The 19,345-nt window shown below is 70.7% G+C and carries 18 protein-coding genes; 10 read left to right on the top strand and 8 right to left on the bottom strand.

Annotation, left to right across the window (positions count from 1 at the left end):
• Window positions 1–5: 5 nt before the first annotated feature.
• Window positions 6–2,840, top strand: a complete 2,835-nt coding sequence (secA, locus tag BM127_RS21575) for a preprotein translocase subunit SecA (protein ID WP_091202166.1) — start codon at window positions 6–8, stop codon at window positions 2,838–2,840.
• On the opposite strand, the gene BM127_RS21570 is transcribed toward secA, so the two are convergent.
• Together BM127_RS21570 and BM127_RS22655 are read right to left on the bottom strand one after the other, a co-directional pair.
• Window positions 2,841–3,371, bottom strand: a complete 531-nt coding sequence (locus BM127_RS21570) for an Rv3235 family protein (protein WP_091202164.1) — start codon at window positions 3,369–3,371, stop codon at window positions 2,841–2,843.
• Window positions 3,371–4,048: a LysM peptidoglycan-binding domain-containing protein gene (locus tag BM127_RS22655; RefSeq protein ID WP_198554229.1), complete on the bottom strand. Its 678-nt coding sequence runs from the start codon at window positions 4,046–4,048 to the stop codon at window positions 3,371–3,373. The genes BM127_RS21570 and BM127_RS22655 overlap by 1 nt, the downstream gene beginning before the upstream one ends.
• A gap of 124 nt (window positions 4,049–4,172) precedes the next feature.
• Between BM127_RS22655 and BM127_RS21560 the strand changes: the two genes are divergently transcribed.
• The gene (locus BM127_RS21560; RefSeq protein WP_091202163.1) at window positions 4,173–4,709 is read left to right on the top strand and encodes a hypothetical protein; all 537 of its coding nucleotides are present in this window, start codon (window positions 4,173–4,175) and stop codon (window positions 4,707–4,709) included.
• 16 nt (window positions 4,710–4,725) lie between these two features.
• Here the strand turns inward: BM127_RS21560 and BM127_RS21555 are convergent, their stop codons facing one another.
• Genes BM127_RS21555 through BM127_RS21540 form a run of 4 tightly spaced genes read right to left on the bottom strand, consistent with a single transcriptional unit; the run spans window position 4,726 to window position 8,088 of the window.
• Complete coding sequence (locus BM127_RS21555; RefSeq protein ID WP_091202161.1) at window positions 4,726–5,046, bottom strand: sec-independent translocase; 321 nt, start codon at window positions 5,044–5,046, stop codon at window positions 4,726–4,728.
• A gap of 18 nt (window positions 5,047–5,064) precedes the next feature.
• Window positions 5,065–6,225 carry an Mrp/NBP35 family ATP-binding protein gene (locus BM127_RS21550; RefSeq protein WP_091202159.1) on the bottom strand — a complete coding sequence of 387 codons (1,161 nt, stop codon included), beginning with the start codon at window positions 6,223–6,225 and terminating at the stop codon, window positions 5,065–5,067.
• 31 nt (window positions 6,226–6,256) lie between these two features.
• Window positions 6,257–6,796, bottom strand: a complete 540-nt coding sequence (locus tag BM127_RS21545) for a DUF1003 domain-containing protein (RefSeq protein ID WP_091202156.1) — start codon at window positions 6,794–6,796, stop codon at window positions 6,257–6,259.
• On the bottom strand, window positions 6,793–8,088 hold the full coding sequence (locus BM127_RS21540; protein ID WP_091202154.1) for a magnesium transporter MgtE N-terminal domain-containing protein: 1,296 nt from the start codon (window positions 8,086–8,088) through the stop codon (window positions 6,793–6,795). Before BM127_RS21540 ends, BM127_RS21545 begins: the two co-directional genes overlap by 4 nt.
• A gap of 177 nt (window positions 8,089–8,265) precedes the next feature.
• Here BM127_RS21540 and BM127_RS21535 point away from each other — a divergent pair, with 177 nt between their 5' ends.
• The 6 genes from BM127_RS21535 to BM127_RS21510 all read left to right on the top strand — a co-directional run bounded on the left by BM127_RS21535 (window position 8,266) and on the right by BM127_RS21510 (window position 15,757).
• Window positions 8,266–10,128: an endonuclease/exonuclease/phosphatase family protein gene (locus BM127_RS21535; RefSeq protein WP_139227842.1), complete on the top strand. Its 1,863-nt coding sequence runs from the start codon at window positions 8,266–8,268 to the stop codon at window positions 10,126–10,128.
• Window positions 10,129–10,253: 125 nt separating this feature from the next.
• Entirely contained in the window at window positions 10,254–11,393 is a 1,140-nt protein-coding gene (locus BM127_RS21530; protein ID WP_157829531.1) for an endonuclease/exonuclease/phosphatase family protein, read from the top strand.
• 29 nt (window positions 11,394–11,422) lie between these two features.
• Window positions 11,423–12,988 carry a hypothetical protein gene (locus BM127_RS21525; protein ID WP_091202148.1) on the top strand — a complete coding sequence of 522 codons (1,566 nt, stop codon included), beginning with the start codon at window positions 11,423–11,425 and terminating at the stop codon, window positions 12,986–12,988.
• A 10-nt stretch (window positions 12,989–12,998) separates the two neighbouring features.
• Window positions 12,999–13,211, top strand: coding sequence for a DUF6752 domain-containing protein (locus tag BM127_RS21520; protein WP_091202146.1), 213 nt, complete (start codon window positions 12,999–13,001; stop codon window positions 13,209–13,211).
• Window positions 13,208–14,272 carry a hypothetical protein gene (locus BM127_RS21515; RefSeq protein ID WP_091202144.1) on the top strand — a complete coding sequence of 355 codons (1,065 nt, stop codon included), beginning with the start codon at window positions 13,208–13,210 and terminating at the stop codon, window positions 14,270–14,272. The genes BM127_RS21520 and BM127_RS21515 overlap by 4 nt, the downstream gene beginning before the upstream one ends.
• Before the next feature lie 36 nt (window positions 14,273–14,308).
• Window positions 14,309–15,757, top strand: coding sequence for a phospholipase D-like domain-containing protein (locus BM127_RS21510; protein ID WP_091202142.1), 1,449 nt, complete (start codon window positions 14,309–14,311; stop codon window positions 15,755–15,757).
• A 9-nt stretch (window positions 15,758–15,766) separates the two neighbouring features.
• On the opposite strand, the gene BM127_RS22455 is transcribed toward BM127_RS21510, so the two are convergent.
• On the bottom strand, window positions 15,767–16,372 hold the full coding sequence (locus tag BM127_RS22455; RefSeq protein WP_157829530.1) for a hypothetical protein: 606 nt from the start codon (window positions 16,370–16,372) through the stop codon (window positions 15,767–15,769).
• Window positions 16,373–16,490: 118 nt separating this feature from the next.
• On the opposite strand from BM127_RS22455, the gene BM127_RS21500 reads away from it, so the two are divergent.
• Window positions 16,491–17,684: an acyl-CoA dehydrogenase family protein gene (locus BM127_RS21500; protein ID WP_091202138.1), complete on the top strand. Its 1,194-nt coding sequence runs from the start codon at window positions 16,491–16,493 to the stop codon at window positions 17,682–17,684.
• On the opposite strand, the gene BM127_RS21495 is transcribed toward BM127_RS21500, so the two are convergent.
• The gene (locus tag BM127_RS21495; RefSeq protein WP_231263225.1) at window positions 17,669–18,868 is read right to left on the bottom strand and encodes an ROK family transcriptional regulator; all 1,200 of its coding nucleotides are present in this window, start codon (window positions 18,866–18,868) and stop codon (window positions 17,669–17,671) included. The two genes, BM127_RS21500 and BM127_RS21495, sit on opposite strands and share 16 nt — an antisense overlap.
• 95 nt (window positions 18,869–18,963) lie before the next feature.
• Between BM127_RS21495 and BM127_RS21490 the strand changes: the two genes are divergently transcribed.
• A partial coding sequence (locus tag BM127_RS21490; protein WP_338061341.1) for an ATP-binding cassette domain-containing protein occupies window positions 18,964–19,345 on the top strand: 382 nt, incomplete at its 3' end.

The raw sequence follows: 19,345 nt of genomic DNA, 5'->3' as shown, positions 1-19,345 counted from the left end.
CAGACGTGCCTGCCATCATCGACAAGCTGCTCCGCATCGGCGAGGGCAAGATCCTGCGAGAGCTCGAAGCCATCGTCAAGGCGGTCAACGCCATCGAGGACGACTTCGTCAAGATGAGCGACGACGAGCTCCGCGGGATGACCGCGGAGTTCCGCGACCGTCTCAGCGCCGGAGAGTCCCTCGACGACCTCATGCCGGAGGCGTTCGCGACGGTCCGCGAGGCCAGCAAGCGCGTCCTCGGCATGCGTCCCTTCGACGTCCAGGTCATGGGGGCCGCCGCGCTCCACCTCGGCAACATCGCCGAGATGAAGACCGGTGAGGGCAAGACCCTCGTCGCCGTGCTGCCGTCCTACCTCAACGCGCTCGCCGGCAAGGGCGTGCACGTGGTGACGGTCAACGACTACCTCGCCAAGTTCCAGTCCGAGCAGATGGGTCGCGTGCACCACTTCCTCGGCCTCACCGTCGGCGTGATCCTGCCCGCGATGCGCCCGGCCGAGCGTCGCGAGGCCTACAACTGCGACATCACCTACGGCACCAACAACGAGCTCGGCTTCGACTACCTGCGCGACAACATGGCCGACTCGGTCGAGGAGTGCGTCCAGCGCGGCCACAACTTCGCGATCGTCGACGAGGTCGACTCGATCCTCATCGACGAGGCGCGCACCCCGCTCATCATCAGCGGCCCGACCCAGGACGAGGTCAAGTGGTACGCGGAGTTCTCCAAGATCACCAAGACGCTGGTCAAGGACACCGACTACGAGGTCGACGAGAAGAAGCGCACCATCTCCGTCCTGGAGCCCGGCATCACGCGGGTCGAGGACCACCTCGGCATCGACAACCTCTACGACTCGGTCAACACACCGCTCATCTCCTTCCTCAACAACTCCATCAAGGCCAAGGAGCTGTTCCGCAAGGACAAGGAGTACGTCGTCATGGACGGCGACGTGCTCATCGTCGACGAGCACACCGGCCGCATCCTGGCCGGGCGTCGCTACAACGACGGCCTGCACCAGGCGATCGAGGCCAAGGAGGGCGTGACCGTCCGCGAGGAGTACCAGACCCTCGCCACGATCACCCTCCAGAACTACTTCCGCCTCTACGACAAGCTCTCGGGCATGACCGGTACGGCCATGACCGAGGCCTCCGAGTTCGACAAGATCTACACCCTCGGCGTGGTGCCGATCCCCACCAACCGGCCGATGCAGCGCGTCGACAACGTCGACCTGGTCTACCGGACCGAGGAGGCGAAGTACGAGGCCGTGGCCGACGACATCGCCGAGCGCCACGAGAAGGGCCAGCCGATCCTGATCGGCACGGTCTCGGTCGAGAAGTCCGAGTACCTCGCCAACCTGCTCAAGAAGCGCGGCATCCCGCACACCGTCCTCAACGCCAAGCAGCACGCCGACGAGGCCAAGGTCGTCGCCCTCGCCGGCCACCGCGGCTCGGTCACCGTCGCCACCAACATGGCCGGTCGAGGCACCGACATCATGCTCGGTGGATCGGTCGACTTCCTCGCCGACCAGGAGCTGCGCAAGCAGGGCCTGGACCCGGTGGAGTCCCCGGAGGAGTACGACGACGCCTGGCCGCAGATGGTCGAGCGCATCAAGGCGCAGGTCGCGGCCGAGCACGACGAGGTCCGCGAGCTCGGCGGCCTCTACGTCGTCGGCACCGAGCGGCACGAGTCGCGCCGCATCGACAACCAGCTCCGCGGTCGTTCGGGCCGTCAGGGGGACCCGGGCGAGTCCCGGTTCTACCTGTCGCTGCAGGACGAGATGATGCGCCTGTTCAAGTCGGAGTGGGTCGACCGCATCCTCACCGTCCTCAAGGTCCCCGACGACGTGCCGATCGACGCCAAGCGCGTGAGCAACGCGATCGCGGGCGCCCAGGCCAACATCGAGTCGCAGAACTTCGAGTCGCGCAAGAACGTCCTCAAGTACGACGACGTGATGAGCCGCCAGCGTGAGGTCATCTACGCCGAGCGCCGTCGCGTCCTCGAGGGCGCCGACCTCGGCGAGCAGATCCGCGGCTTCATCGACGACGTCATCGCCGGCTACGTCCGCGGCGCGACCGAGGGCTACGCCGAGGACTGGGACCTCGACGCCCTGTTCACCGCGCTCGGCCAGCTCTACCCGGTGGGCCTCACCAAGGACGGCGTCATCAAGGAGGCCGGCGGCCTCGAGGGCCTCAGCCGCGAGAAGCTCATCGAGGACCTGCAGAAGGACGTGCAGGACGCCTACGACCGTCGCGAGGACGAGATGGGCGAGGAGGTCCAGCGCGAGCTCGAGCGGCGCGTGATCCTCTCGGTCCTCGACCGCAAGTGGCGCGAGCACCTCTACGAGATGGACTACCTCCGCGAGGGCATCTACCTCCGCGCCTACTCCCAGCGCGACCCGCTCGTCGAGTACCAGCGCGAGGGCTTCGACATGTTCGCCGCCATGATGGACGGCATCAAGGAGGAGTCCGTCGGCTACCTCTTCAACCTCCAGGTCGAGGTCGAGGAGGACGACGCCGAGGGCGCGGCCGAGGCCCAGCAGGCTCCGGTCGCCGCACCGCAGATCTCCGCAGCCACGCCGCAGATCGACTTCGCGCAGGCCCAGTCCCACGCGCCGACGATCCGGGCCAAGGGCCTCGACAAGCCGGCGCGTCCGGCCAACCTGTCCTACAGCGCCCCGTCGGAGGACGGCGAGGCCGAGGTCCGCGCCGAGGCTGCGGCCTCGGACGACCCGTTCGACGGTGTCGGCCGCAACTCGCTGTGCCCCTGCGGCTCCGGCCAGAAGTTCAAGCGTTGCCACGGCGCCCCGGGCGGAGCGTCGGGCCACACCACGCGCGCGGGCGGCTGATCAGCCGAACGTCAGCGCCACGCACTGCCAGCGGTCCCGCACGATCTCGAACCGTGCGGCGACCGCTCGGGAGCGGCGGCCGTAGCGCACGTGCGCGCTCGCCTCGACGGCGTCGCTGCGGATCAGCGCGGTCCGTACGCCGACCACGACCGGGCGCGCGGGGTTGGGTCCGCGGCCCGGGCCGGCAGCCGGCCCGGCGACCGCACTGACCGTGCGGGCGCGTGCGCCAAGGTCGTCGTACACCTCCGGCACGGTGTGGCGCAGCACCTGGGCGACCGGGCGGTCGCCGGCGCCGATCTCGACCGCCGCCTGCAGGTAACGACCGATGAAGGCGTCGACCTGCCCCCGCGCGGCCTGTTCCACCGCCACGAGGTCGACGCTGCGGGTGCTGCGCAGCCGCGGTCGTGGGGGAGCCGTACGCGGCGTGAGGTCCAGCGCCAGGGCTCCCTGGACGCTGGTCATCGTGTCGTGGCGGGGCCGTGGTGACCTCAGCCGGATGACGTCGGCGTGCAGTGGGTGGGGCGTGCTCATCATCGGTCTCCGTCCGAGCTCGGGTCGTGGGTCGGGGGCAGGCGCAGTGCCTGTCCCGGGATGATCAGGTCGGGGTCGTCGCCGACGACGCCGTGGTTGGTCTGCCAGATCGCCCGCCAGCGGCTGTCGAGGTCGCCCTGGCCGGGGTGTGCCGCTGCGATCGACCACAGCGAGTCGCCGGGGCGTACGACGTAGGTGTCCGGCGCTGTCGGTGCCGTCCGCGCTGCGGGCTCCACGTGGTCGGCGCTCGCCGCTGGGCGGTGCTGCTGCGGGGGAGCGACGGCGCGCTCGGGGAGGGTGAGCCCGACGAGGAGGTCGCGCCCGTCGCCGCCGGTCGCCATGGCGGGGACACCGGTGCCGGCGACGACAGCGACCCCGCAGGCCAGCAGCACGAGGCGGTGGGTCGCTCCTCCGGTGTGGTTCTCGGCGGTCCGAGCGGTGCCGGCGAGGAGTCCGGCCACGGTGAGCGTCGTGATGACCCACAGCCAGGCCAGCGCCAGGGCCAGCCCGGTCCCGCACACCGCGACGAGGAGGTCCGCGACGCCGTCGGGTCCCTGCGCCCTGCGGGCGCCGGCCCAGGCGTCGGGCACCGCGACGGCGGTGGCGCTGGCAGCGGCGGTCACGCTGCACCACACGACCACCGGTCGCCAGGCCCTGATGCTGTTCCCCCGAGACACGTCGAACCTTTCGTTTGCGTGCGTTTGCTTCATGCAACGCCATTTTGATCAGGGTCGTCAAGGGTTCGCGAAGGCTGTGGACAACGGGGTGCCACGCCGCGCACGCGCCGCCTAGGCTCACGCCATGTCCTGGGAGCACGACCTGTTCGCGTTGTTCGACGACCTCGAGGGCCAGGCCGCGGCCGCCTACGAGGCCGACCGCGAGGCCGAGCTCGCCGACCGGGCGCGCACGGAGTACGGCTCGGTGACGCTGGCGAGCAGGCTGATGGCGTCCCGGGGTGAGGACGTCGCGATCGACCTCCCGCACGTCGGCCGGGTCGAGGGACGGCTGGACCGGGTCGGGGAGGCGTGGTTCCTGCTCAGCGGGCAGGGGCAGGACTGGATCGTGCCGCTGCGGTGGGTCTCCGGCGTCAGGGGGGCCAGTGCTCGCTCGGTGCCCGAGGTCGCCTGGTCACCCGTCGACCGGCTGGGCCTCCGCGCCGCGCTGCGCCGCCTGGCCGATGCCGAGGCGCGCTGCCTGGTGCACCTGGTCGACGGCACCCGCCACGAGGCCCACGTCGAGCGCGTCGGTGCCGACTTCCTCGAGGCACGCGACGCGTCGGGCGGCCAGCTCCTGGTGCCGTACGACGCAGTTGTGGCCGTGCAGCGCCGGGACGACTAGGGCGCCGGGGTGGGGCTCAGGTGGCCTCGACGTCGTAGGGCGGGACCTGACCCTGGGGGAGCGTCGGCTTCTGGTTCTGCTCGCGGTCGACCTCGAGCATCGCCTCGGAGATGTGCTTGCGCACGATCGTCCGGGGATCGAGGTCGCGCAGCTGGAGGTCGGAGTAGTCCGGGCCGAGCTCGTTGCGGAGCTCGTCGCGCGCGTTGTGCGCCATCCCGCGGGCCTTGTGCAGCAGCTGGGCTGCCTGGCGCGCGAGCTCGGGCAGCTTGTCGGGGCCGAGCACGATGATCGCCACGAGGGCGATCACGGCCAGCTCCAGGAGCCCGACATCGAACATGGGTCAGAACCTACTGCGTCAGAACTTGCTGGAGGGGGTCAGGCCGAGCTGCATGCCGGCGAGTCCCCGGCCGCGGCCGGACAGCGTCTGGGCCACGCGGGTGAGCTCGCGGGCCGCTGGGGCCGCCGGGTCGGCCTCGACAATGGGCTTGCCGACGTCGCCGCCCTCGCGCAGCGAGATGTCGAGCGGGATGCTCGCCAGCACCGGCACGTCGTAGCCGAAGCGGTCCGACAGGGTCTTCGCGACGCGGGCGCCGCCGCCGCTGCCGAACACCTCGAGGCGGTGGTCGTCCTCCGCCGGGCAGTGGGGACAGGGGAGGTAGCTCATGTTCTCGACGACGCCGATCACGCGCTGGTGCATCATCGAGGCCATCGTGCCGGCCCGCTCGGCGACCTCGGCGGCCGCCTCCTGCGGGGTGGTGACGACGATGACCTCGGCGCTGGGCAGGTGCTGGCCGAGCGAGATGGCCACGTCACCGGTGCCGGGCGGCAGGTCGAGCAGGAGCGCGTCGAGGTCGCCCCAGTAGACGTCGGCGAGCATCTGCACGAGCGCCCGGTCGAGCATCGGACCGCGCCATGCGACGACCTGGTCGCGGCGCGGCTTGAGCATGCCGATCGAGATCACCGAGACGCCGCTGGCGGTGGGCACCGGCATGATCAGGTCGTCGACCTGCGTGGGGCGGGCGTCGGCGATGCCGAGCATCGCGGGGACCGAGTGGCCGTAGATGTCGGCGTCGACGATGCCGACCTTCAGGCCCTCCTTGGCGAGGGCGAGCGCGAGGTTGACGGTGACCGACGACTTGCCGACACCGCCCTTGCCGCTGGCGACGGCGTACACCTTGGTCAGCGATCCCGGCTGGGCGAAGGGGATCTCGCGCTGGGCGCGCCCGTCGCTGAGGATCTCCTTGAGGCCGGCGCGCTGCTCGGCGGTCATCACGCCGAGGCTGAGGTCGACGGACATGACGCCCGGCACCGCGGAGACGGCCGCGGTGACGTCGCGGTTGATGGTGTCCTTGAGCGGGCAGCCCGCCACGGTGAGCAGCACGTGGACCGCGACCGAGCCGTCCTCGGCCACCTCGACCGAGTCCACCATCCCCAGGTCCGTGATCGGTCGCTTGATCTCCGGGTCGTTGACGGTCGCCAGGGCGTCCATCACCTGCTGCTGCGTGGGGGTGCTCATGATGGGGAAGTCTACGAGCCACCCCGCGACGTCACTGGTGCGGTCGGGAAACCTGGTCCGGTGGCGCCTGCTGGTCGGCGACGTCGGGCTGCGAGAGCTCCTCGATGTCCTGGAGCAGTCCGCGCAGCTCCGAGCGCAGGAAGTCGCGGGTGGCGACCTCGCCGACCGACATCCGCAGGGACGCGACCTCGCGGGCGAGGAACTCCATGTCAGCGTGCGCGCGGGCGTTGGCCTGGCGGTCCTGCTCGGCGATCACCTTGTCGCGCTGCTCCTGGCGGTTCTGCGCGAGCAGGATCAGCGGGGCGGCGTACGACGCCTGCAGGCTGAGCATGAGGGTCAGGAAGATGAAGGGGAACTCGTCGAAGCGCAGGTCGCGCGGCGCCAGGGTGTTCCAGAGCATCCAGACGATGACGAAGAGCGTCATGTACATCAAGAAGCTGGCGGTGCCCATGAACCGGGCGAACTGCTCGGCGAACGACCCGAATGCGTCGGCGTCGTAGGCCGGGCGCCGCACGATCGAGCGCCGGGTGTCGCGGGGGGTGTCGAGGCGTACGCGGCGGCTGTCGCTCATCGCGTGCTCCCGGCGCCCGACGTGCTGCTGATGTTGCCCGGGCGCGGCGACCGGTCACGCCAGCCCTCGGGCAGCATGTGGTCGAGCAGGTCGTCGACCGTGACGGCACCGAGGAGCCTGCCCTCGTCGTCGACGACCGGGGCGGCGACCAGGTTGTAGGTCGCGAGGTGCGCGGCCACCTCGTCCATGGAGGCATCGGGGCGCAGCGGGTCCATCGAGTCGTCCAGGGCGGCGGCGACCAGCGTCGAGGGCGGCTCACGCAGGAGGCGCTGGATGTGGGCGGCGCCGAGGAGCCGGCCGGTCGGCGTCTCGAGCGGCTGGCGGCAGACGTAGACCAGGGCGGCCAGCGCGGGGGTGAGCTCGGGGTTGCGGACGTGGGCGAGCGCGTCGGCGACGGTCGCGTCGGGGGAGAGGATCACCGGCTCGGGCGTCATCATCGCGCCGGCCGTGTTGTCGTCGTAGGACAGCAGCCGGCGTACGTCCTCGGCCTCGTCGGGCTCCATCAGCCCGAGCAGCGTCGCGGCCGTCTCGGGGTCGAGGTCGGCGATCAGGTCGGCGGCGTCGTCGGCCGACATCTCCTCGAGGACGTCGGCGGCGCGCTCGGAGTCGAGGTGCTCCAGGATCTCGACCTGGTCCTCCTCGGGCAGCTCCTCCAGCACGTCGGCGAGGCGCTCGTCGTCGAGCGCGGCCACGACTGCGGTCCGCCGCTCCGGCGACAGGGAGTGGATCATGTTGGCCGCATCCGCAGGACGCATGTCGTTGAGCGCGGCGATGAGGTGGGTCGCCCCCTGGGACGGCTCCTGCTTGGTCAGCCCGGTGACGTCGCGCCACTCGACGACGTGGGTCTGCCCCTTGCGCCGGAAGCCCTTGCTCGCCTCCTGGATGGCCACGCGCGACAGCACCCAGTCCCGGTTGCGGGCCTGCTCCATCGCGACGTCGTAGACGACGCCGGTGACGCCGCCCTCCTTGGCCGAGTCCTTGATGGTCACGGTGCGGTCGAGCATCTGGCCCATGACCAGCGTCTCGGTCGAGCGCTGCTCGAACCGGCGCATGTTGAGCAGTCCTGTGGTGTGCACCTGGCCGCTGTCGATGTTGGTGATCCGGGTCATCGGCACGAAGATCCGCCGCCGCCCGAAGATCTCGGCGACCATGCCGAGGACGCGCGGCTGGCTCGTCTCGGTGCGGAGCGCGACGACGAGGTCGCGCACCTTCGCGACCTGGTCACCTTGGGGGTCGAAGATCGGCAGCCCGACGAGCCGGGCCACGAAGACGCGGTTCGGGGTGGTGCTCACGGCGGCAAGGCTAGCGTGCGCGCGACTCGCGGGAGCGCGGCCCACCGGGCGGCTGGTGTTAGTCTTCAGGCACAACTGTCACTTCTGTCACATCGATCGGGCCCGGTCTGACGCATCTCGTGGGTAGGCCGGTCGTCGGTGTGGCAAGGCCACTTCCCCGAACGTGAGGCCCACCGCATGCTCCGCACGACCGCTTCCACGCGCCCCGTACGACGACTGTGGGTGCTGGCGCTGACGCTGGGTTCGGCCCTCGTCCTCGCCCCCTCGACGCCGGCCGCCGCCGTACGCGCCACCGAGGCGGTGCAGACGACCCCGGCCACCTCGTTCCGGGTCGGCACCTTCAACGTCCTCGGCGCCGACCACACCGCACCCGGCGGCAACCGGAAGGGCTGGGACTCCGGCGTGGTCCGGATGGACCGTGTCGTCAACATCCTGGGCGAGCGGGATCTCGACGTGGTGGGGTTCCAGGAGTTCCAGCCGCCGCAGGCGGCCCGCTTCCAGGAGCTGATGGGCACCTCGTGGCAGACCTACCCCGGCCTCGACACCACGGCCGGGCCGTCGGTGAACTCGATCGGCTGGAACACCGGCGTGTGGACCCTCCTCGAGGCGCGCACCCTGCCGATCCCCTACTTCTCCGGCGCTCCCAGCCGGATGCCGGCCGTCCTGCTCCAGAACCAGGACACCGGCCGTCGGGTCTGGTTCTTCAACACGCACAACCCCGCGGACGTCCGCGGCCCCGCCCAGCAGTGGCGCGACGCCGGCTTCGCCATGGAGGTGGCGCTGGCCAACGAGCTGCGCGTCACCCACCCGGACGCCCCCTTCATCTCGCTGGGCGACAAGAACGACCGCGAGCGCTACTACTGCTCGGTGGCTGCCGCGGGTGACCTGTGGTCGGCGAGCGGCGGCTACGCCGACGCCTCGACCTGCTCGGCCCCCAAGGGCGGGGCGATCGACTGGATCATGGGCTCCAAGAACGTCTTCTTCAACACCTACACCCGCTACTGGAACGACTACGTGTCCCAGACCAGCGACCACCCGCTCTACGACGCCAACGTCGTCGTCCCGGCCTCCGCGCCGCCGGCGATCGACCACGTCGTCGTGGTCGCCGTCCCGGGTCTCACCTCGACGGTCGTGAGCGGCTTCGGCGCCGACGTCGCCGAGATCGGTCGGCTGACGGACAACGGCGCCTCGACGACCAACGCGCGCACCGTCACCGAGAACACCGGCCCGGACGCCAACCTGGTCTCCCTGCTCAGCGGGCGCCGCGTGTTCCCCAAGCGGGGCGGGCACGGCGTCGGCGCGAAGAAGACGCTGCCCTCCACGGTGCACAGCTCGGCGGGCCAGTACATCTCCAGCATCTTCGACCTGGCCCACAACACCTCCCACCACACCACCTTCGCCGCGGCCCGTCCGCAGGCCGGGATCGTGCACCGCAGCTGGAACAAGAAGTCGGGCGGCAAGGACCCCTACGGCAAGGACGACGGCACCGCCAAGATCGACGCGGTCAAGGTCGCTCGCGACGACGCGACCGCCGTCGGCTGGTGGCGCGACAAGATCGCCCGCAGGGCCAGCCAGCTGAGCGTCATCGAGCTCTCGGGCGTGATGAAGGCGGGGCTGGCCGACGGCTACACCGGCCCCGAGTACCAGAAGGCCGTACGCCACGCCTTCCGCCGCGTCGCCAGCATCCGCCGTGCGATCGGCAACCAGCCGGAGATGAACGGCACCACCCTCCTCGTCGTGACCGGCACGGGCGGCGCGCAGCGCGCGAAGGGCTCCGCGACCTGGGCGCAGAGCTACAAGGTGCCGATGTGGATCACCGGCCCGGGCGTCCTGCCGGCCAGCGACCTCTACGGCCTCAACCCGGCGTACGCCTCGCCGGGTCGGACGCAGCCCGCCTACGGTGGCACCCAGCCGATCCGCGTGGGCGACCTGGCCAACCTGGTCACCCGCTCGCTCGGCCTGCCGCCGGTCCCGGGGGCGACGATGGACCTGACGCAGCAGTTCTCGGCCTTCGACCCGCTGGCGGTCCCCGGGTCCTGACCGGACCGGATCCGCGAAGGTTGGTGCCCGGCGCGGGGCGCCCGTTAGGCTGGCCTCACTGAGCCGGTTCACGCCCTGCGCCGACGTACGCCGTGACGCCGGCTCCCGCCTGGCAGGAAGTGGCCGTGAACCCCAGCACCCCCTCACCGAGCACGCGCGGGCCGCAGTGGCGGCGCGTGTCGTTGTGGGCCGTGCCCGTGGCGCTGCTCCTGGTCGGCGCGATCGTCTGGGCGTCGTTCTTCTCCGGGCCCCGGCACTCCGCCTCGACCGCGGAGCAGTCGAGCTCGGAGCGTGCTCAGGACCCGGCGACCGACGACGCGCAGGCCGACGACGGTGCGTCCGAGGAGCCCGACGGCTCGGGCAAGGGCAATGGCGCCTCCCCCGAGGGGCCCGGGGGCTCGACCGACGGCCGCAAGGCGACCACGGCGCTCGACAGGTCGCTGAAGCGCTTCCGGGCCGCCCAACGCCGGCTCGCCGCCCGGGTCTCGCAGCAGCTCGAGGAGCGCACCCAGCCGGTGACCTTCCGGGTCGCGACCTTCAACGTGCTCGGCGACTCCCACACCGGCCCGGGCGGCAACAAGCCCGCCTTCTACCCCGACGCGAGCCCGCGCATGGACATGGCCATCGCCACCCTGCGCAACAACGGCGTCGACGTCGTGGGCTTCCAGGAGTTCGAGTCGACCCAGCACAACATGTTCGCCTCGCGGGCGGGGGAGTACTCCCTCTATCCCGGGCTCTCACTGGGCACGAAGTCGGTGCGCTTCAACATCGCCTGGCGCTCCGCCGTGTTCAGCCTCGTCGAGGCGCACACCCTCTCCGTCCCCTACGCCGGCGGCAGCCGCATCGAGATGCCGGTCGTGCTGCTGGAGTCGACCGCCACGGGTCGCCGGGCCTGGTTCGCCAACTTCCACAACCCGGCCGACACGCCCAGCCTCGGCAACAACGGCCGGTGGCGCGCCGAGGGAGCCGCGCTCGAGGTCGCCCACCTGACAGCACTGCACGCCGAGGACGGCTACCCCGTCATCGTCACCGGCGACTTCAACGAGCGCAGCGAGATCTTCTGCCGCTTCACCGCCGGCGGTGTCTTCAGCGCCGCGGCGGGCGGCAGCACGGGCGCCGCCTGCGCGCCGCCGCCGAGCATGCAGGTCGACTGGATCTTCGGCTCGACCGGGGTGGCGTTCGACGGATACGCCGTGACCGACACGGGCCGGGCCTCCGACCACGCCATGGTGCAGGCCCAGGCCACGCTGACCGAGGCCCAGTGAGCGGTCGACCGCTCGATATACTCCGCCGCGTGAAGTCACTGGGCCAGCTGCGGCGTTCCGGCGCACTGGACGTGCACCGCATCGACGCCGACGGACTGCTGCTGGGCAGCTCCCGCGAGCGCCTCGTCGACGTCGCCTTCGACGGTCGGCGCATCTGGTCGTTCTGGGTCGTGCGCGACGGCGAGCAGCGCGACGACGGGATCCACCTCGTGTGGCCCAAGCCCCTGCGCCCCTACCTCGACGGCGTCGCCGAGCTGACGATCACCGACCCCGGCAGCGAGGCGGTCCTCTTCTCCGAGACGGTGCAGTTCGGCGCTCGCACCGACCGGATCGAGGTCGTCAACCCGGCCGGTCGGCCGCTGGCCATCGACAAGTCGCTCAAGCTGGTCGAGACCTTCGACACCCGCGACGCCGCCCACGTGGAGCCGCTCCTCGACGCGATCGAGGAGGTGCTCGGCGCGCTCACGAAGGTCGGTCTCGACGCGTTCCTGGCCTACGGCACCGCACTCGGTGCGATCCGCGACGGCGGCCTCATCGGCCACGACAGCGACGCCGACCTCGGCTACGTCAGCACCTACGACCACCCGGTCGACGTCATCCGGGAGTCCTTCCGGATCCAGCGCGCGCTCACCGACATGGGCTACCGGGTCACCCGCTACTCCGCCATCGCCCTCAAGGTGCACGTCGAGGAGAGCGACGGCCTCGACCGTGGCCTCGACGTCTTCGGCGGCTTCATGCGCGAGGGCACCTTCTACCTCATGGGCGAGATCGCCGTCCCCTTCCGGCGCGAGTGGATCTACCCCCTCGGCACGGCGTCCCTCGAGGGCCGCGAGTTCCCGGTGCCGGCCAATGCCGACAAGTTCCTCACCGCTACCTACGGCCCCCACTGGCGGGTGCCGGACCCGGCGTACAAGTTCACCACCCCGGCGAGCACGATCGAGCTGTTCAACGGCTGGTTCCGCGGGATGCGTACGGGCCGCGCCGGCTGGCACGGCTACCACAAGCGCACGATCCACCAGAAGCAGTCGGTCTCGACCGTCGCCCACGAGGTCGCCGAGCGCCACCCCGACCTCGCGACGTACGTCGACATCGGGTGCGGTCGCGGCGCCGACGTGGCCTGGTTCGCCGACCGCGGCACGTCCGCGATCGGGCTGGACTTCCAGCCCTACGCCTACGAGGCCGAGGCCGAGCGCCGTGCCGACGACCCCAGGGTGAGCTTCCAGCTGTTCAACCTGCTCGAGCTGCGCCACGTGCTCGCCGTGTCGGCCTGGGTCGCGCGCACACCCGGACCGCGCGCCGTCGGGTGCGTCCACGTCGTCGAGCGCCTCGGGCGCCGTGGTCGGCTCAACATGCTCCGGTCGGCGCGGATGATGCTGGCCGGCACCGACGGCACCCTGCACCTGCAGTTCCTCAGCGAGAAGGGGCGCGACGGCTACGCTCGTCGCACCGGCGCCCGCCAGCCCCTGGACCCGGCCGTGGTCGCCGCCGACGTGGCAGAGTCCGGCGGCCGGATCCTGCACGAGGTGCGCGAGCGCGTCTCGGCGGAGCCCGGGAGCTCGCAGGTGTGCCGCATGACCATCGACTGGAACGCGTGAGGGAGCTGACATGTTCGGAGTGAAGAACCGGCATGGTGTCGGAGGGGGCGACCTCGAGCAGCGGGTCGCTGCGCTGGAGGAGGCCGTGCGGGAGAACCGTGCGCTCAACGTGCGACTGGCCGAACTCACCGACGTGGTCTCCGAGCTCCTCCTCCCGGTCGCGGCCCGCGACGAGCAGAAGCTGGAGGAGCTGCTGGGCAAGTACCGCGGGGACTTCTCTTGAGCGCTGCCCCGCGTCGCGTCTTCCTCCACATCGGGCTCCCCAAGACCGGTACGACCTACCTCCAGCAGATCGTGTGGGCCAACCGCGACCGCCTGCGGACCGCAGGCGTGCTCGTGCCGGGCTTCGGTCACCGCGAGCACCTCTGGGCGGCCCTCGACCTGCAGGAGCGGCCGCGCCTCGAGCGTCGACACCGGGACGCCCCGGGTGCCTGGCAGCGGCTCGTCGCGGAGGCCGCGGCCCACGCCGGTGACGTGCTGCTGACCCACGAGTTCCTCTGCGGTGCGAGTGCCGAGCAGGCCTCCCGCGCGATCGCCAGCTTCCCCGACGACGAGGTGCACGTGGTCGTCACCGCCCGCGACGCCGCGAGCGTGGTCTCGGCCGGCTGGCAGGAGTCGGTCAAGAACGGCAGCTCGGTCGACCTCGACTCCGTCATGGACGGCAAGGCCGCCGGCGGCCCCGAGTTCAGCATGCGTACGTGGGACCTCGCCGGGGTCCTGGAGCGCTGGACCCCCGACCTGCCGAGCGGGCAGGTCCACGTCCTGGTGATGCCCGGCCCCGGTGCGCCGCCCGACCTGCACTGGCGGCACTTCGCCCAGGTGCTGGGCGTCGACCCCGATGCGTACGACGTCCCGACCGAGTCGGTGAACCCCGCGCTCGGGATCGTGCAGATCGAGACCCTGCGGCTGGTCAACCGCCACCTGCCGTCCTACAGCGCCCACGACCGGGGCGTGTGGATCCGCGGCTACCTCGCCGAGGACCTGCTGGCCCGGCAGCCGCGCGAGCGTGGCGGCCTGCCCGAGCACTACCGGGTCCGCTTCGCCGAGCTCGACCGCGCGGCCACCAGGATCATCACCGAGCGCGGCTTCGAGGTCCTCGGCGACCTCTCCTCCCTAGGGGTGGACGACGCCTCCGAACCCGTCCGGCGTGCCGGTGGCCGGGAGCCCGGGACGGTCTCCGCCGAGGAACTTCTCGAATCGGCCGCCCGTCTGGTCGCTGATATCGTGGCCGACGTCCGGGCGAGCACAGGTGACGTGCCGCCGCGGCTCCGGGGGAAACCGTGAACCGGGTGCCGACGTGCACCCTGAGGAGTAGTTGACGTGCGTTCCAAGCTCATCGCCCTGTTCGCCATCTGGGGCCTCGCTGCCACGCTGGTCCTTCCGACCGCGGGTGGTGCTGGCGCCTCCGTCGGCGCGGCGCCCACCACGACCGGCGTCGCGGCCGCTGCCGCGCCCGTCCTCGCGGCGCGCAAGCCCGGCAAGCCGAACAAGAAGTGGAAGGTCCCGACGGGGCCCAAGTTCAACAACCCGATGGTGCCGAAGAACCGGTTCGTGATCGAGCGGCACGTCCTGCGGGCGATCCGCAACACGCCCCGCGGCGAGAAGATCACCATCTCGGCCTACTCGCTGGACCGGCAGGTCTTCGCCGACGAGCTCATCCGCGCGCGCAAGCGCGGGGTCAAGGTGCAGGTGCTCCTCAACGACCACCTGGTGCCCAACGCCCAGGTGCGGATCCAGAAGGTGCTGGGCCACAACACCAAGAAGAAGAACTTCCTCAAGCGGTGCGTCTCCGGCTGCCGTGCGGACGAGAACGAGTTCAACAACCTGCACAGCAAGTTCTACCTGTTCTCGCGCACCGGCCGGAACCGCAACGTGGTCATGCTCGGCTCCTACAACATGACCCTGAACGCCGTGCGCTGGCAGTGGAACGACCTGTTCACCATGGTCGGCAAGAAGACCCTCTACGACCAGTTCACCGCGCTCTTCAACGACATGCGCCCCGACTGGGACAAGCGCCGTGCCACCTACACGTTCTGCGACAGCGGACTGGTGTGCCCCGCGGGCGACCTGCAGAAGTACCACAACGTCGTCTTCCCGCGGGCCACGACGCCCACCGACGACGTCATCATCGACATCCTCAACAACGTCCAGTGCCTCTACGTCGATGCGACCGGCGTCCAGCGCCGCACCCTGCTGCGCCTGTCGATGCACACCATGCGTGGCGGTCGCGGCAACTACATCGCCGCCAAGCTGCGCGACCTCTACGCCCAGGGCTGCAACCTGAGGGTCAACTACGGCCTGATGGGCTTCCACACCAAGCAGCAGATCGGCGCCCCGACCGCACGTGGTCGCGTCCCGCTGCGCTCGACCGGCTTCAACCTGCGTGACGACGTGCCGACCGGTGACCCCGAGATCGACAACATGCCCGAGGCGATCGAGCGCTACACCCACCACAAGTACTTCGTGCTCAAGGGCTCGTACAAGGGCGTCATCGACAGCAACATCGTGTGGACCGGCTCGACCAACTGGTCGAGCCTGGGCACCCCGCAGGACGAGATCCTCTTCACCATCCACGGCCGCGGTGTCGTCCGCGACTACATCGACAACTTCGACCTGATGTGGGAGAAGCCCTACAGCCGCGACGCCTACACCACGACGTACTCGTCGTGGCGGATGGTCAACGGTCGCCAGGTCGGCGTCGGTCGCCCCCTGGTCACCGTGGAGCCGGACCGCCTGCGCGGCGCCGGACCCACGTGGGAGAACGACTGACCCTCCGGGTCAGCCCTCCTGCTCGCCGGCGTCCTCGGCCGGAAGGAGTGACTCGGCGAGCGCGCGGACGCTCTCGGCGTCGGGTCCCTGCAGCACGACGGTGCTGCCCTTGAGGTCGTAGGCCATGACGGTCGCGCCCTGGTGGTCGTAGGCCGACCAGGCGCCGGTGCCCCAGTCCGTCAGGTCGACGTCGTCGGCAGCCGTCACGTCCGCGTCGGCGAGGGCGTCGGCGGCCGTGCCGGGCAGCTGGTCGAGGACCACGTCGCCGGAGGGCGCGGTGAACTCCATCCGCCACCACTGCGGGTCGGGCGTGTAGCCGCCGCCCACCGCGGCCCAGCCGTCCGGCAGGACCGAGGGGACCATCGTGATCAGGTCGTCGTCGACCGCCCGGAGGGCGGCCGCCTTGTAGCCGGCGCGCAGGTCCGGCTCGGTGCCGAAGTCGATGGGCTCGACCGCCGGCGCCGCGCTCGGCGAGGGGGTCGGCGAGGGCGAGGCCTCCGAGGAGGTGTCCGCTGCCGGGTCCTCGGCGGTGTCGTCCTGCTGGTCACCGCAGGCACCGACGAGCAGCACCAGTGAGGCGGCAAGGGCGGGTCCGGTCGTCCGAGTCGGTCGCATGGACCGATTCTCTCACGAGCGGTGTGACAACAGTCTCGGACACGGGACCTGCCCAAGGTGAACGACCCCTAACTAGACTCCCGAGCGTTCCACTCCGCGACCGCACAGGAGCCACCGCATGCCTCGCCTCTGCCAGACCGAAGGCCTCTCCGAGGACCAGACCGAGATCCTCAAGGCCGTCCGGCAGTTCGTGGACGAGAAGATCATCCCGGTCGCCACGGAGCTCGAGCACAAGGACGAGTACCCCACCGAGATCGTCGAGGGGCTCAAGGAGCTCGGCATCTTCGGGCTGATGATCCCCGAGGAGTACGACGGCCTGGGCGAGTCGCTGCTGACGTACGCCTTGTGCGTGGAGGAGATCGCCCGCGGCTGGATGAGCGTGTCGGGTGTGATCAACACCCACTTCATCGTGGCCTACATGCTGATGCACCACGGCACCGACGAGCAGAAGCAGAAGTACCTGCCCCGCATGGCGACCGGCGAGGTGCGTGGCGCGTTCTCGATGTCGGAGCCGGGCCTGGGCTCCGACGTGGCCGCGATCTCGACCAAGGCCACGCGCGAGGGGGACGGCTACGTCATCAACGGCCAGAAGATGTGGCTGACCAACGGTGGCTCCTCCACGCTGATCGCGGTGCTGACGAAGACCGACGAGGGCGCCGAGACGCCGTACAAGAACATGACGACGTTCCTGGTGGAGAAGGAGCCGGGCTTCGGGGAGACCGCTCCCGGCCTGACGATCCCGGGCAAGATCGACAAGATGGGCTACAAGGGCGTCGACACGACCGAGGCCATCTTCGAGAACCACCGCATCGGTGCCGACCAGGTCCTCGGCGGTGAGCCGGGCAAGGGCTTCTACCAGATGATGGACGGTGTCGAGGTCGGCCGCGTGAACGTCGCGGCCCGTGCCTGCGGCATCGCCAACCGGGCCTTCGAGCTCGGCATCGCCTACGCCCAGCAGCGCGAGACGTTCGGCAAGCCGATCGCCGAGCACCAGGCCGTGCTGTTCCGGCTCGCGGAGATGGCGACCAAGGTCGAGACCGCCCACACGATGATGGTGAAGGCGGCGCGGCTCAAGGACTCCGGCCAGCGGATGGACGTCGAGGCCGGCATGGCCAAGATGGTCGCGAGCGAGTACTGCAACGAGGTCGTCGAGGCGTCGTTCCGCATCCATGGCGGCTACGGCTACTCCAAGGAGTACGAGATCGAGCGGCTCTACCGCGAGGCGGCGTTCATGCTGATCGGCGAGGGCACCTCCGACATCCAGAAGATGATCATCGGCCGCAGCGTCCTCAAGGACTACAAGCTCCGCTGAAGCCCGGCCTCCGCAGCGGCGTCCGCAGCGGCGAGCGCCTCGCTGGCCGCCTCCACCACCTCGGGGGAGAGGACGTGCTCGATGGCGAGCGCCGACGCGCCCAGGACCGCGGCCTCGCCGCCGGCGCGGGACGTCACGATGCGCAGGTGCTCGGTGGCGAGCGGCAGCGAGCGCTGGTAGACCGACTCGCGGATCCCGGCGAGCAGGTGCTCGCCGGCGCCGGCGACCTGGCCGCCGATCACCACGACGGACGGGTTGATCAGGTTGACCATCGTGGCCACGACCTCACCGATGTCACGCCCGGCCTGGCGTACGACGGCCATGGCGGGCTGGCTGCCTGCGCGCACCAGCTCGACGACGTCGCCGCCGGTCTCGGCCTGCTCGCCCAGCGCCCGCACCGCAGCGGCGAGCGCCGGTCCGGCGGCCACCGCCTCGAGACAGCCGGTGTTGCCGCAGCGGCACGGCACGTCGTCGGCGCCGGGGACGCGCACGTGCCCCAGGTCGCCCGCCGTGCCCTGCGCGCCGCGCTGGAGCACGCCGCCGGAGACGATGCCGGCGCCGATGCCGGTAGCGACCTTGATCAGCACGAGGTCGTCGACGTCGCGCAGGTGCCGGCGCCGCTCACCCAGCGCCATGATGTTGACGTCGTTGTCGACGAGCACCGGCACGGGGTAGTGGGCCTGCAGGTGGCCGGGCACGTCGTAGCGGTCCCAGCCCGGCATGATCGGCGGGTTGATCGGGCGTCCGGTCGAGTGCTCGACCGGTCCGGGGAGGCCGATGCCGATGGCGGCCAGGTCGCCGATCGGCCGCTCGCTGCCGGCCAGCAGGTCGCGGACCGACTCCACGACCCAGGTGAGGACCGGCCCGGGCCCGTCGGCCACCGCGAGCTGCGCGTCGACCTCGCCCAGGATCGAGCCGTTGAGATCGGTCAGCGCGGCCCGGGCGTGGGTCGCCCCGACGTCGATGCCGACCACCAGCTGGGCGGTGGGGTTGAGCGCGAACAGGGCGGGCGGGCGCCCGCCGGTGGACCTGGCGCCGCCGAACGGCGCCACCAGCCCGAGGCGCATGAGGGTGTCGATCCGGGTGGTGATCGTGGACCGTGCGAGGCCCGTGGCGTCGGCCAGCTGCGCGCGCGTCCAGGGCCTTCCGTCACGGAGGAGATCGAAGAGTTCGCCGGTTCGCACGGCCGGAGTCAAGCACATGCAGAACTTTGACCGCTAGAGCAAACACTTTTGACTGGTGCTCGACAGAAGGCAGTGACGCATGACACAGTTCGGGCGTGACGTCCCCAACGACTGCGCCCCCGCTGCTCGAGATGCGCGGCATCGTGAAGAGGTTCCCCGGCGTGCTGGCGCTCGGCGGGGTCGACCTCGATGTGCGTCCCGGTGAGGTGCACTGCCTCCTGGGGCAGAACGGTGCGGGGAAGTCGACGTTGATCAAGGTGCTGTCGGCGAGCTACCAGCCTGATGAGGGCGAGATCCTCTGGCAGGGAGAGCCGGTCGCCCTGGCCACTCCGCAGGCGGCGATGGACCTCGGTATCTCCACGATCTACCAGGAGCTCGACCTGGTCCCCGACCTGTCTGTCGCGGAGAACGTCTTCCTCGGGCACGAGCTCTCCTCAGCGGGGATGAGCCAGCGGGGCCAGACGAACCGCGCGACGG

This window comes from Nocardioides alpinus (assembly GCF_900112035.1).
Taxonomy (GTDB): Bacteria; Actinomycetota; Actinomycetes; order Propionibacteriales; family Nocardioidaceae; genus Nocardioides; species Nocardioides alpinus.
The sequence above is the reverse complement of the archived record's forward strand: the minus strand, read 5'-3'. Positions and strand labels throughout refer to the sequence as shown.